The organism is Marinomonas sp. KMM3893 (assembly GCF_004352855.1).
In the GTDB taxonomy this organism is placed as follows: domain Bacteria; phylum Pseudomonadota; class Gammaproteobacteria; order Pseudomonadales; family Marinomonadaceae; genus Marinomonas; species Marinomonas arenicola.
The window spans coordinates 385,777-398,381 of the sequence record NZ_SJSC01000003.1; the positions used below are offsets into that span (position 1 = coordinate 385,777).

The 12,605-nt window shown below is 45.5% G+C and carries 13 protein-coding genes; 9 read left to right on the forward strand and 4 right to left on the reverse strand.

Going from position 1 to position 12,605, the window contains the following annotated elements; all coding sequences use genetic code 11:
- The first annotated feature begins 91 nt into the window (after positions 1-91).
- The 3 genes from parC (at position 92) to bfr (E0D71_RS09690) (ending at position 3,486) form a co-directional block, all read left to right on the forward strand.
- Positions 92-2,404: a DNA topoisomerase IV subunit A gene (gene parC, locus E0D71_RS09680; protein WP_133003104.1), complete on the forward strand. Its 2,313-nt coding sequence runs from the start codon at positions 92-94 to the stop codon at positions 2,402-2,404.
- Positions 2,405-2,536: 132 nt separating this feature from the next.
- Complete coding sequence (gene bfr / locus E0D71_RS09685; RefSeq protein ID WP_133003105.1) at positions 2,537-3,010, forward strand: bacterioferritin; 474 nt, start codon at positions 2,537-2,539, stop codon at positions 3,008-3,010.
- A gap of 11 nt (positions 3,011-3,021) precedes the next feature.
- The gene (bfr, locus tag E0D71_RS09690) at positions 3,022-3,486 is read left to right on the forward strand and encodes a bacterioferritin (RefSeq protein ID WP_133003106.1); all 465 of its coding nucleotides are present in this window, start codon (positions 3,022-3,024) and stop codon (positions 3,484-3,486) included.
- A 4-nt stretch (positions 3,487-3,490) separates the two neighbouring features.
- On the opposite strand, the gene E0D71_RS09695 is transcribed toward bfr (E0D71_RS09690), so the two are convergent.
- The 3 genes from E0D71_RS09695 to E0D71_RS09705 form a co-directional block, all read right to left on the reverse strand.
- Positions 3,491-3,685, reverse strand: coding sequence for a (2Fe-2S)-binding protein (locus E0D71_RS09695; protein WP_133003107.1), 195 nt, complete (start codon positions 3,683-3,685; stop codon positions 3,491-3,493).
- Positions 3,686-3,848: 163 nt separating this feature from the next.
- Entirely contained in the window at positions 3,849-4,496 is a 648-nt protein-coding gene (locus E0D71_RS09700; RefSeq protein WP_133003108.1) for a DsbA family oxidoreductase, read from the reverse strand.
- A 28-nt stretch (positions 4,497-4,524) separates the two neighbouring features.
- Complete coding sequence (locus E0D71_RS09705) at positions 4,525-5,199, reverse strand: DNA-3-methyladenine glycosylase I (protein ID WP_133003109.1); 675 nt, start codon at positions 5,197-5,199, stop codon at positions 4,525-4,527.
- A gap of 152 nt (positions 5,200-5,351) precedes the next feature.
- Between E0D71_RS09705 and E0D71_RS09710 the strand changes: the two genes are divergently transcribed.
- The 5 genes from E0D71_RS09710 (at position 5,352) to E0D71_RS09730 (ending at position 9,684) form a co-directional block, all read left to right on the forward strand.
- Positions 5,352-6,077 (forward strand): pyridoxine 5'-phosphate synthase, encoded by a 726-nt coding sequence (locus E0D71_RS09710; protein ID WP_133003110.1) that lies wholly within the window; start codon positions 5,352-5,354, stop codon positions 6,075-6,077.
- A 16-nt stretch (positions 6,078-6,093) separates the two neighbouring features.
- Positions 6,094-6,714 carry a tRNA-uridine aminocarboxypropyltransferase gene (locus E0D71_RS09715; RefSeq protein WP_133003111.1) on the forward strand — a complete coding sequence of 207 codons (621 nt, stop codon included), beginning with the start codon at positions 6,094-6,096 and terminating at the stop codon, positions 6,712-6,714.
- A gap of 9 nt (positions 6,715-6,723) precedes the next feature.
- On the forward strand, positions 6,724-7,011 hold the full coding sequence (locus E0D71_RS09720; protein WP_133003112.1) for a DUF1244 domain-containing protein: 288 nt from the start codon (positions 6,724-6,726) through the stop codon (positions 7,009-7,011).
- Between the two features lie 77 nt (positions 7,012-7,088).
- The gene (locus E0D71_RS09725) at positions 7,089-7,718 is read left to right on the forward strand and encodes a transglutaminase-like cysteine peptidase (RefSeq protein WP_243712010.1); all 630 of its coding nucleotides are present in this window, start codon (positions 7,089-7,091) and stop codon (positions 7,716-7,718) included.
- Positions 7,719-7,728: 10 nt separating this feature from the next.
- Positions 7,729-9,684 (forward strand): EAL domain-containing protein, encoded by a 1,956-nt coding sequence (locus E0D71_RS09730; RefSeq protein ID WP_133003113.1) that lies wholly within the window; start codon positions 7,729-7,731, stop codon positions 9,682-9,684.
- 77 nt (positions 9,685-9,761) lie between these two features.
- On the opposite strand, the gene E0D71_RS09735 is transcribed toward E0D71_RS09730, so the two are convergent.
- Positions 9,762-10,127, reverse strand: coding sequence for a hypothetical protein (locus tag E0D71_RS09735; protein WP_133003114.1), 366 nt, complete (start codon positions 10,125-10,127; stop codon positions 9,762-9,764).
- A 141-nt stretch (positions 10,128-10,268) separates the two neighbouring features.
- Between E0D71_RS09735 and E0D71_RS09740 the strand changes: the two genes are divergently transcribed.
- Positions 10,269-12,605: a type I secretion system permease/ATPase gene (locus E0D71_RS09740; RefSeq protein WP_133003115.1), complete on the forward strand. Its 2,337-nt coding sequence runs from the start codon at positions 10,269-10,271 to the stop codon at positions 12,603-12,605.

Here is a 12,605-nt window from a genome sequence, read left to right on the forward strand (position 1 = left end):
GATGTTTCTTTATAGTACGGGCAAACTATTTTTTCAATTATTGGTGTGCTACTAACGACACACTGAAAAACGCTGTAGAAGGAAATTCTCCTTGAGTGAGCTGTCAAACTTCGAGTCGAATGAAACACTTTCATTAAAAGACTATACAGAAAAAGCGTACTTAAACTACTCAATGTACGTGATTTTGGATCGTGCCTTACCGCATATTGGCGATGGGCTAAAACCGGTACAACGTCGTATTGTGTATGCGATGAGCGAGTTAGGTTTAAAGGCGTCTGCTAAGTACAAAAAATCCGCTCGAACTGTGGGCGATGTGTTAGGTAAATTTCACCCCCATGGCGACAGCGCGTGTTATGAAGCCATGGTGTTAATGGCGCAACCGTTTTCCTACCGTTACCCTTTGGTCGATGGACAAGGAAACTGGGGGGCACCCGATGACCCTAAATCGTTTGCTGCCATGCGTTATACCGAATCGCGATTGTCTAAATACGCCGATGTGTTATTGCGTGAAGTGAGCCAAGGTACAGTCGATTGGGTACCTAACTTTGATGGCACCTTGCAGGAACCGTCGGTGTTGCCTGCGCGTCTCCCCAATTTATTGCTCAACGGTACCACGGGGATCGCGGTGGGGATGGCGACCGACATTCCTCCTCATAACTTACGAGAAGTGGGTGAGGCGTGCATTCATTTATTGAATCACCCAAAAGCAGAATTGGATGATCTTCTTGGTTTCATTCAAGGGCCTGATTTCCCAACAGGGGGCGAGATAGTCACACCCCGTAGCGACATTCGTAAACTCTATGAAACCGGAAAAGGGCAAATTAAAGCGCGTGCCCGCTACGAGATAGAAGAGGGCGAGATTGTTGTTCATGAATTGCCTCACCAGGTGTCTGGTAGCAAGATTCTTGAGCAAATTGCCGCTCAAATGCAGGATAAAAACCCCGCTAAAAAACTGTCGATGGTGGTGGATTTACGAGATGAATCTGATCATGAGAATCCGACGCGCTTGGTCATAGTGCCCAAGTCTAACCGGGTTAATATTGACTCTGTGATGACGCATCTTTTTGCGACAACCGATTTAGAAAAATCCTATCGCGTTAATATGAATGTGATTGGTTTGGATGGTTTGCCACAAGTCAAACCGCTGAAAAACTTTTTGTCAGAATGGCTGCGTTTCCGCATTGATGTGGTGCGTCGTCGCTTGCAGTTCCGCTTAGATAAAGTAAATAGTCGACTGCATATTTTGGCGGGTTTATTGGTCGCCTTTCTGAATATCGATGAAGTGATCGATATCATCCGTACTGAAGAAAAGCCCAAAGTGGAGTTGATGGCGCGTTTTGGCCTCACCGACATTCAAGCTGAAGCCATCTTAGAGTTGAAATTGCGTCATTTGGCGAAGCTTGAAGAAGTGCGTATTAAAGCGGAGCAAGATGAGCTTGAGAAAGAGCGCTTGCAACTAGAAAGCTTGCTGTCTTCTGATAGCAAATTGAAGAAGCTTATTTCAAAAGAAATTCGCGAAGCCATTGATGCGTTTGGTGACGATCGCCGAACCCCAATTGTGGAGCGTAAGGAAGCGCAAGCGTTCAATGAAGAAGACCTACTGTCCAATGACCCTATTACTGTGGTTATTTCTAAGCAAGGCTGGATTCGTGCCGGTAAAGGGCATGACCTTGACGTAGAAGGGCTTAGCTACAAATCAGGCGACGGTTACTTGGTCAGCGCCAAAGGGCGCTCAAATCAGACGTTGGTGCTGTTAGCATCGAATGGGCGTACCTATTCTATGAAGGCGCACACCTTGCCGTCTGCACGCGGACAGGGCGAGCCCATCACGGGGCGCATCAGCCTTGAGAAAGACGTCACTATTGTCGCAGCGGTATTAGACAGCGAAGAGGCCCATTACCTTATTGCAAGCGATGCAGGCTACGGTTTTGTGGCACAGCTAAAAGACCTTTATGCGAAAAACAAAGCGGGTAAAGCCACATTGACCTTGCCAAAAGGCGCGCAGGTTATGGCGCCGGTGTTGGTTGAAAATCCGCAATCAGGGCGCGTGGTGGTGATCTCCAATGAAGGTCGCATGCTGGTGTTTGATGTCGCTTCTTTGCCACAAATGGCGAAAGGCAAAGGGAATAAAATGTTGAGCATTCCGAGTGCGCGTGCCGCAGAGCGAGAAGAGTTGCTTGTCTCCATGGCGTGTGTGTTGCCTAACGACCTGTTGATGGCGTACGCAGGCAAGCGCTTTATCTCCTTTACGGAAAAAGATCTACAGGATTACATCGGTGAGCGTGGACGTCGTGGTTTGAAATTGCCAAGAGGCTTCCAGCGCATTGATACCCTCGACGTTAAAGTGGGTGAAGGTAAGCCAAATAAAGGCGACAGTGGCGTAGAAGACGTGGCTGAAAAATAGCAAAATTGAACTAGAGTAAAGATGAGCTGGTGTGGTTACGCCAGCTCATGAGTTGGGCGCTAAGCATTAAACGAAAAGCATTAAACGAAAAGCATTAAACGGACATCCCTGATAGGAATGAGGAAGAGTGAAATGAAAGGTAGCAAAAAGGTAATTGATGGCTTGAATAAGCTATTAGCAAACGAACTGGCGGCCATTGACCAGTATTTTATTCATTCACGTATGTATGATGATTGGGGCATGGATAAGCTCTACGAGCGATTAAATCATGAGATGGAAGAAGAAACTCAGCATTCAGATTGGTTGATCAAACGAATTTTGTTTCTTGAGGGCGTGCCATGCATGACGAAGCGACGTGATTTGTTGGTTGGCTCTGATGTGCGTTCTGCCATGGCCAATGACCTGACTCTAGAGCTTGAAGTGGTTGCTTGTGTGCGTGAAGCGATCGCCTTGTGTGAAGAGGAAAAGGATTATCAAACACGCGAAATGCTAGAAAAACTCTTGTTTGATACCGAAGAAGATCATGTCTACTGGCTAGAGCAACAGCTTGGCTTGATGGACAAAATTGGTATGCAGAACTATATCCAGTCACAAATGGGCAAATAAGGGAGCATTTTATGAAAGGTGATCGCGAAGTACTAGCGAGCTTGAACAAGGTGTTGGCCAATGAGCTTGTGGGCATTAACCAGTACTTTTTGCATGCTCGCATGTTTAAAGATTTTGGTTTTAGTGCTCTGGATAAAGCAGACTATAAAACGTCTATTCAGAAAATGAAAAATGCCGATCGATTGATTGAGCGAATTTTGTTTCTGGAAGGCTTACCGAATCTTCAGGATTTAGGTCGGTTACGCATTGGCGAAAACAGCGAAGAGATGATTGCTGCGAATTTGGCGTTGGAGCTGGATACCTTGGTCGTGCTAAAAGACGCCATTGAATTGTGCGAAACCAAGCTCGATTTCATGAGTCGAGATGCACTAGAAAATATTCAAGAAGAGCAGGAAGAGCAGATTGATTGGTTAGAAACACAGCAGATGCTTATTGCCTCATCTGGTTTGGAAAACTACCTACAGTCTCAAATGTAAATCATTAAGCGGCTTGAAACTGGGTTTCTGCAATCTGCAGAAGCTCATCGTTTAATATCTTTTTCGCGCATTGGCAGCATTTCCCACACTGGTTCCCCAGATTCGTTTCCTGATACAGGGCTTTCATGGTCGTCGCACCTTCTTGAATGGATTGTTTAATCTGGCCATCGGTAACGCCGTTACAAAGACATACGTACATAAATGAAAATCACTCTCGTTAATGTTCCAATAATGCGATTCTAGTTCGAATGCAAATGATTATCAACGGATAAAAATTTATCTATTTATTTTCTTTGATAGATTTTAACTTTGAGTGAATTTTGTACGAATTAGCCTAAAGGCTAATTCGTACAAAAAAGAGGTTAGGCTGTCGGTGTTTTGTTGGCAATGTCGTGAAGAATTTTTAGAAAGGCTTCTGGGTCGTGGGCGCCATGGACCATGTATTGATCATTGATCACATAGGTTGGGGCAGAGGTGATGTCCAGGCTTTTTAAGCGTGCTATTTTTTTATTGACAATAGTGAGCGCTTTTTCTTGATAAGCGTACTGAATGTCATTGTCTTGCATGCCAATGCTTAGGGCAATTTCTTCCAGCTTGGCTTTTTTGCCAATGTCTTGGCCGAGCGTGAAGTGCGCGTGGAAAAGGGCAAGCACCAAAGGCGTTGCCAAATCGACCTTGCTGGCGGCTAAGATAAATTGATGTGCTAGCTTGGTGTTTGGCAGGCGATCTTTTTCAGAGAAGTTAAAGGTGATGCCATTTTCTATGCCAACTTGCTGCAGCGCGTGGGTGGCTTCATTTAGTCTCTCTTGGCTACCAAAGCGCTTTGTTAGGTAGCTTTCTCTGTCTTCCCCTTCTGGGGAGATGTCAGGGTGCAGCTCAAAGGGCTGCCAGCGAATATCAATGCGATAATCGTCGCCCAATTGGTCAATTGCTTGCTTCAATCTGGTATACCCTAGATAGCTCCAAGGGCAAACAACATCTGAAATGATATCGATGCGCAGGTCGGCCATGTTTTCTCCTAAACGGTGATTTTTAAAGTTAATTGACGCTCATTGCGATGCATTGGCTGATTTCATTTAGCGATCGGCCGCTTTCTTGTTGCCAATGGTTAAAAGCCGTTTGAGCGGCCAGTAGAGCGGATTTTGTGTCTTTTCCTGTGGTAATAATATCGTGCAGGCGTAAGTAGCCTTCGACGTCTCGTGTCATTAGAAAGGTGTCTTTGCCCATGATTCTTAATGTATACGGGCCTGTGTTACCACCGAGTCGTTGGCCATGTTGTTTCAGGTAGGTCCATAAGCCTGTGATGTCGCTGGTGGGCCAATCGGCAACAAATTTGGCGAAGGAGCCGTGCGTACGCTGGCATTCATGGATCATAAAGGCGTTTTCACGGATCGTCATGACTTTGCCGAAGTTACGGATAATGCGGGTATCTTTGGCTTTTTCTTCCCACATTTCATGATGGATCAGTAACATTTTCTCAATATCGAAGCCAAAGAAAACGCTTTCAAAACCTTCCCACTTGTTTCTTACCACTTGCCAATTAATGCCTGACTGAAAAATTTTCTGCGAAAAAGCGGCCAACCAACGATCATCTGATTGTTGGTAAAGTTGTGCCACGCTGGCAGGTTTGGTCAGTTGCTGTTCAAGGTTTTGTTGGCCACCGTGTCGTAACGCGGCGCGATCATAAATCGTTTGGAATGGTTCGTACTGCATGGCTACTCCTATCTATTGGCGGGAAGTTTACCACAAGGATAGGAGGCTGAGCGGGGTCGATAAGAGGAATTGATGTGGTATTTTAGTGATGTCTGCTAAGGCTTTGTCTTATAATGCGATGAAATACATTTAGACAGATCGAGAGAAGTGAAATGACACACTTAAGCGTTAACCTGAATAAAATAGGCTTACTTCGAAATTCTCGTGGCAGAAATTACCCTAACATGGTCGAGATGGCAAAACGCACCTTGGATTTAGGGGCGTTTGGGATCACCATTCATCCAAGACCCGATCAGCGCCATGCGACGTACCAAGACGCCTACGATTTAAAAGAACTGTTAAAAAGCTACCCTGGTGCTGAGCTTAATATTGAAGGTTTTCCGGACGAGCAGTTTTTAAGTGTGGTGCTTGAAGTGGAACCTCACCAATGCACGCTCGTGCCTGATGACCCTAACCAGCTGACATCAGATCATGGCTGGAACATTGCCCGCGACCAAGATGCATTGCGCCCAGTGATTGCGAAACTAAAAGAGAAAGGCATCCGAGTGGTGTTGTTTATGGACCCTGACGCCGACAACATGGCATTGGCCAAGGAAGTGGGTGCGGACCGCGTTGAGCTTTACACCGAAGAATACGCGAACCATTATGGAGACGAACACTTTGAAGCGATTGCACAGCGCTATCAAGACACAGCGCAAGCCGCTTTAGAAGTAGGGCTTGGTGTCAATGCCGGTCACGATTTAGATCTGCTGAACATTGAACGCTTATGCAAGCCTGGGCGCATTACAGAGGTGTCGATCGGTCATGCGTTAACCGCGGAAGCGTTAGACCTAGGTTGGGATAATGTGGTGCGAGCGTACCTAGAAAAGTTGTCTTAAGGATGAGTGTTAACTGATGGGCAGCAGTAAACGACAAACCTGTACTCGCTGCCATTTTTTAGCCGCGCAATGTGTCTGCCACTTATTGCCAGCGCCTCGACAAGTCGGGTTGCGAATTATTGTGCTGCAGGACCCGAAAGAAGCAAAGCATGCTAAGAATACGGTGGCTTTGCTCACCTTGGTGTTGCCGCAAGTAGAATGCATAGGGATGGATGATGTTAGGTTACCAGAGCGTTTACAGGCGTTAGATCTGACGAAATGGCGAGTGCTGTATCCCGCTGAACAGGCGCAACCGATTGAAGCCTTAACAAGCGACGTAGCGGCGACCATTGAGGGTATTATTCTGATTGATGCAACATGGCGAAAGGCAAAACGATTCTATTTGAGTCAGCCATTTCTTCATTCTATACCGAGTGTGCATTTTGCGTCTCCGCCTGCGCCTAATTACGAAATTCGTAAATCTCCAAATGCCTGTGCTCTGTCTACATTAGAGGCCTGCTGTTATGCCGTTGAGAAAATCGCCGCAGAAGAAATGCAACCAATTCGAGATTTCATGGTCGCATCCATAAAGTGGCAATGGCGTCGTCAACCGAGCGAGCATAAGCAACCGGTCCCCACTATTGAAATTAAACATTAAGGTACTTTCATGGATAAGCAAACTGAAATTGAAGCCGCGGTTTTTCGTCGTCTCTTGAAACATTTGGACGATAACAAGTCGGTGCAAAATATTGATCTGATGAATTTGGCGGACTTTTGTCGTAATTGCTTGAGTAAATGGTATGTCGCAGAAGCCGAAGAGAGAGGCGTTGAAGTGGCTTATGAAGACGCCCGAGAATATGTCTATGGTGAGCCTTATGCGCAGTGGAAAGACAAGTATCAGCCTGCCGCCACCGCAGAACAGCTTGCTGCATTCGCCGCTAAAGCGTCTAAATAAGGCTTTAGGTGCTGCGCTTGCTTGTTTCTTTGTTTTCCTTCCTGAAAAGTATACGGCCTAATAAACGGGTCGTATGCTTGTCATTGATTCTGTGTGTTATTCCTCAATTTTGGTTGTATGCTGATATTTCTGATAAATATTTTGCCATCGCTCAAAAAGTGGGTAAACAATATGGCAGGAGTGCAGAGCAACGGATCTTTGCTTGGCGAGCGATGATTGATGAATCCAAAGACCTGCCGATTGTCGAGAAACTAGCGAAGGTGAATAATTTTTTTAATATGATGGACTTTGTCAGTGATATTAAACATTGGGGCAAAGAAGATTATTGGGCCACCCCGATTGAGTTTCTCGCAACAAGAGGAGGGGACTGCGAAGATTTTACCATTGCGAAATACTTTGCGTTGCGCGAGCTAGGTGTGCCAGATGAGCAACTGCGTTTAGTGTACGTTAAGTCGCTGACTCTCAATCAGCATCATATGGTGTTGGCGTATTATCATAAGCCAACCTCGATCCCTGTTCTTTTGGATAATTTAGATAAAACGTTAAAACCAGCCTCCCAGCGCCCGGATTTATTGCCTATTTACTCTTTTAACGCGAAAAATCTGTGGCTTTCAAAAGAAAAAGGACGCGGGCAACTGGTGGGAGGTTCATCGCGCTTGAGTCTCTGGACCGATTTAAACAACCGACTCGCTACGTACAATAACTAGGAGAATCAGAGTGACGCTATTTCGCCAGTTAATGATGACGATTGTTGTCATTTTTTCAGTAATACTAGTGGTTGTGATGGGGATTAACTTCAATACAACAAAAGGCTATTTGATTAATCAGCTTGAGTCGACAACACAAGATTCGGCAACCTCGCTCAGTATGACTGTGTCAGACTTTATGGCGAAGGAAGATTACGCGTCGGTGGACAGTGCCATTAATGCGGTGTTTGACAGTGGCTATTTTTCTGAAGTACGTATTCATGTGTACGCCACAGACAAAGACATTGTGCGTGCAAACGAGACCAAAATTAACGGCGTACCACAGTGGTTTATTAAGTTAATCAGTTTTGATGTACCACAGGCCAATGCGGTGATTTCTAATGGTTGGAATGAACTAGGTCAGGTGTACATTACCGGTAGCGCGGGTTACGGCTATTACCAATTATGGGAAGCCAGTAGGGACTTATTGCTGTCGTTTGTGATTATCGGTGTGATGACCATCTTGTTTGGCAGTATTGCGCTGCGGTATTTGTTTAAGCCTTTAGCCGAAGTGGAAAAACAAGCGGAAGCGATTCAGCAACGTCAATTTATTAAGATGGACAAGTTGCCTAAAACCCGGGAGCTAAAATCCGTCGTACAGTCGATGAATCGATTGACTGAAAAACTAGAAAAAGACTTCGACGCCGAAGCCGAAACAGTGCAGTGGTTGCAAGCTAAGGCCTTTAAAGACCCGGTTAGTGGATTAGGCAATCGTCACTTTTTTGAAAGCCAAGCCAAATCTTATTTTGCCAGCAATGATCGTACTATGGATGGCTTGTTGCTGGTGAATCTCTCTGATCTGGGCAAGCTCAATAATGAGCGCGGGTATGAAGCGGCCGATATGTTTATTCGTGCGTCTGCGCAGATCATGGCAGAGAAGGTGCAAAGCGTGGCCTCTTCAGCGTCTATTGCACGCTTGTCTGGTGCTGATTTCATTATTTTGATTCCCAATATTGATCAAGCCAGATTACAGCGCGTCGTCGATGATATCTTGGACGGCTTGATGACGCTGATTCCAAACCAGATCTCCTATGGCGATGCGGTTGCGAATATTGGCGCTGTCTCATTAAGCGGTAAGGTGAGTCGTTCTAATGCCATGGCGCAAGCCGACGCGGCGCTGCGGGAGGCGAAAGCCAATGGCGCGAATATCAGCCGTGTTTTTGATGCCATTACAGGGCAAGAAACGGCCATTGGTCGACTGGCTTGGAAAGAAATATTAGAGCGAGCGATTGCCAATAAAGCCTTCCTGTTAAGAAAACAGAAGGTGGTGTTTTTTGAAGAAGATAAAAAAGTGATGCATGAGGAAGTGTTTGCCAGTCTAGAGCACGAGGGAAAACAATACCATGCGGGCTACTTTATCGGTTTGGCTGAACAGTTTGACCTTGGTGATCAACTGGATAAAGTGGTTATCTTACGTGTTATTGAGTTTATTCGACGTCGCAAAAGTACGCCCTTGCCAGCGTTAGCGATTAACCTGGCGGCATCTTCTTATTCAAAACCTGAATTCATGACCTGGCTGGATCATACCCTGCAAGGGTTAGACAGCGCGCTTCGTCATCAGCTTGTCTTTGAAGTCACCGAGCAAAACGTACTTGCGGCTGAAGAGCAGGTGTTCGTCTTGTCTCAACTGCTAAGAAAACATGATGTGCGTTTTGGTGTAGACAATGTGGGTAAGCAATTTACCACCTTCCATTATTTACAGCAGCTCATGCCAGATTATGTGAAAGTAGACCCATCGTATACTAAGATGGCCACGGGCAAAGAGTCTGAATCCTTTTTCATGCATATCTTATGTAAGATGTTTAGCAGCTTGAATATTCAAGTGATTGCGACAGGGATTGAAAGCGAGCAACAATTAAGTCGATTGGCGAAGTTTGATATTGCGGCAGGACAAGGCTTTGTTGTTGACCGAGCCCAAGATATGTAAAGCCAATAAGGCTAAGCCCACTCAAGGGCTCTGAATAAACAATGACTTGTTGATTTATATCGGGCTGCTCACCTGGATTAAATCAAGGAGTCATTGTCGTTATTGGCAAACTCATCGTCGATCAGGCTGTCTTCGCCGCCGTTGTGAACGCCACGCACCCATTTTCGACTCAATAATTTCTTCTGAGCAGCCATCGGCAATTCTGTAAATTGAATAATGCGCTTTTCACTCAATAGATCGATCAAGTCTTCAATGATTCGCATCATGTCGCCGTCAGAACCACTCAGCAGTTCTTGGGTGCTTTCTTCAGTGCTTTTGAATTTAGACTCTAATAACGCGGCAACAACTGGGTCATCTGGCGCAACAAGCAGCTTGTAGTCATTTGATTGTGTTGTGGCTACATCTATAATGTCGCCATCCTTATTTATTTTTGCATAGAGCACAGCGTTTCCCCATTGTATTATTTTGTATAGTTCAAGAATCTGACTTTCTATCTTACTTAATAAGCTCTATTCTAGACTATAACTATCTGAAGTCGATTTCTAAGTTTATGTTTTTTTTATGTTTAAGGAGTAAAAGGAAGTATGTCTGACTCCATTCGAACAGGGCAAGGTGATACTTCTGCTTCTGACGAAGCGCCAGCTGACGTCAATGTGAAAGAAGAACAGAGCTCTGATACTCTCTCAAACCAAGAAGACACTGGCTCTGCCGCAAAGCAAGAGCTACCTGATGATGCGCCGCACCAAGCGACAACAGATGAGCCTGCCTCAGCCCCTCAATGGCAAGTAGAAGGAAGCGACTTAGAGTACCCAAATCCGCTTCTTGATTGTCTCGTATTGCTCAGTAAATATTTCCATAATCCTTATTCCGCCGACTCAATCGCGGCAGGGCTGCCGATTACAGATAACGATATGACGCCTGCGCTGTTCAAGCGCGCCGCGAAACGCATTGGTATCAGCTCGCGATTTATTAAACGACCTTTACTAAAAATACCAAGCATGGTGTTGCCTGCGGTTTTATTGTTAAAAGACCAGCAAGCGTGTGTTTTGTTGAGCGTCAATCAACAGGATAAAACAGCGACCATCATGCGTCCTGAAGCCGGTGAGGGTGAGTTTACATTGCCATTATCTGAGCTGATGGCGTCCTACAGTGGCTATTGTTTCTTCGTTAAACCGATTTATCAGTTTGATAAACGCTCAGAAAAAGAGAGTGAAAAAGCCAGTAAGAAACATTGGTTTTGGGGAACCATTACGCGGTCTTGGCGGATCTACCGCGATGTGTTTATTGCCTCCTTGCTGATTAATATTTTTGCGGTCGCCAGCCCGCTTTTTGTGATGAATGTCTATGACCGAGTGGTGCCCAATAACGCGTTTGATACCTTGTGGGTATTGGCGATTGGCGCGACGGTTGTCTATATGTTCGACTTTTTATTACGCACATTACGAGCGTACTTTATTGATATCGCAGGAAAAAAATCGGACATTCTGATATCAGCTTCGATTTTCTCTAAAGTAAACAACATTACCATGGCATCTCGTCCACAATCGGTTGGGGCGTTTGCTAAAAACCTGCAAGAATTTGAAAGTATACGAGATTTTATTACCTCGGCTTCCATTACTACGTTAGTAGACATCCCTTTTATGTTTTTAATTGTGGGTGTGATTTGGTTGATTGGTGGCCCGGTTGGCTACATACCTATTATCACCATCTTCTTGATTCTTATGTACAGCGTGATTATCCAAATACCGCTGCGTCGTTCAATTGAAGAAAGCCAAAAAACGGCCTCGCAAAAGAATGCCGTACTGATTGAAAGTTTGTATAACGCCGAGAGCGTTAAGTTGAACAACGCAGAAGGTGTGTTGCAGCAGAAATGGGAAAATGCCGTTGGTAACATTGCGGATTGGGGGGTAAAAACCCGTCAATTGGCGCAATCTTGTTCGTCTTTTGCCTCGATGGCACAGCAACTAACGACGGTCGTCATCGTCATCGTCGGTGTGTATCAGATTTCTGAGGGCAATATGAGCATGGGGGCGCTGGTGGCGTCAGTTATGTTAACCGGTCGTGCTCTTGGGCCTATGGCGCAAGTGGCCGGATTAGCCACTCGTTATAATCAAGCTAAGTCCGCCTTTACTGCGTTAAACGAAATCATGAATTCCCCAGTCGAAAATCCAGATGATGTGAAGTTTGTTCACCGTCCTAAATTTGAAGGGGCGTTTCAGTTTGATGCCGTCAGTTTTGCTTATCCTGAACAAGAACAAGCGGCAATCAGTGCGATTAACATCAACATCAAGTCTGGTGAAAAGGTGGGGATTATTGGCCGGATCGGTTCTGGTAAATCAACGCTTGGTAAGTTAATGACTGGGCTTTATACACCAATGGATGGCGCGGTTCGTGTCGATGGTGTGGATGTTCGCCAAATTAACCCAACAGACTTACGTCGTAATGTTGGCTCCGTATCGCAAGATGTGACCCTGTTTTATGGTTCCATACGCGACAACATTGTCATGGGTGTTCCTTACATGGAAGACGAAGCCATTTTGCGCGCCGCTGAGCTGTCAGGCGTGTCTGAGTTTGCGAACCGCAAACCCAGTGGTTTAGACAGTATTGTTGGTGAGCGTGGCATGCAATTATCCGGTGGTCAGCGTCAGAGTATTGCCATCGCACGTGCCTTGTTATTCGATCCGCCGATTTTGATTTTAGATGAGCCGACGGCTTCTATGGACAACACCACTGAGACAAGAATGAAGCGTCGTTTGATGAATGTTGTTAAAGACAAAACCTTGATACTGATCACTCATAAAGCGTCAATGTTGGACATGGTTGATCGAATTATTGTGATGGATAACGGTCGATTAATTGCAGATGGTCCAAAAGCGCAGGTTCATGAGGCGCTTCGACAAGGCAAGCTTAAGGTTAGTTAG

Excerpts from the sequence above, each read along its gene's own strand:
- E0D71_RS09710 (WP_133003110.1), top strand. The coding sequence starts at position 5,352 with ATGACACACTTAAGCGTTAACCTGAATAAAATAGGCTTACTTCGAAAT.
- E0D71_RS09705 (WP_133003109.1), bottom strand. The coding sequence starts at position 5,199 with ATGCAGTACGAACCATTCCAAACGATTTATGATCGCGCCGCGTTACGA.
- bfr (WP_133003106.1), top strand. The coding sequence starts at position 3,022 with ATGAAAGGTGATCGCGAAGTACTAGCGAGCTTGAACAAGGTGTTGGCC.
- E0D71_RS09715 (WP_133003111.1), top strand. The coding sequence starts at position 6,094 with ATGGGCAGCAGTAAACGACAAACCTGTACTCGCTGCCATTTTTTAGCC.
- E0D71_RS09740 (WP_133003115.1), top strand. The coding sequence starts at position 10,269 with ATGTCTGACTCCATTCGAACAGGGCAAGGTGATACTTCTGCTTCTGAC.
- E0D71_RS09700 (WP_133003108.1), bottom strand. The coding sequence starts at position 4,496 with ATGGCCGACCTGCGCATCGATATCATTTCAGATGTTGTTTGCCCTTGG.
- E0D71_RS09720 (WP_133003112.1), top strand. The coding sequence starts at position 6,724 with ATGGATAAGCAAACTGAAATTGAAGCCGCGGTTTTTCGTCGTCTCTTG.
- bfr (WP_133003105.1), top strand. The coding sequence starts at position 2,537 with ATGAAAGGTAGCAAAAAGGTAATTGATGGCTTGAATAAGCTATTAGCA.
- E0D71_RS09695 (WP_133003107.1), bottom strand. The coding sequence starts at position 3,685 with ATGTACGTATGTCTTTGTAACGGCGTTACCGATGGCCAGATTAAACAA.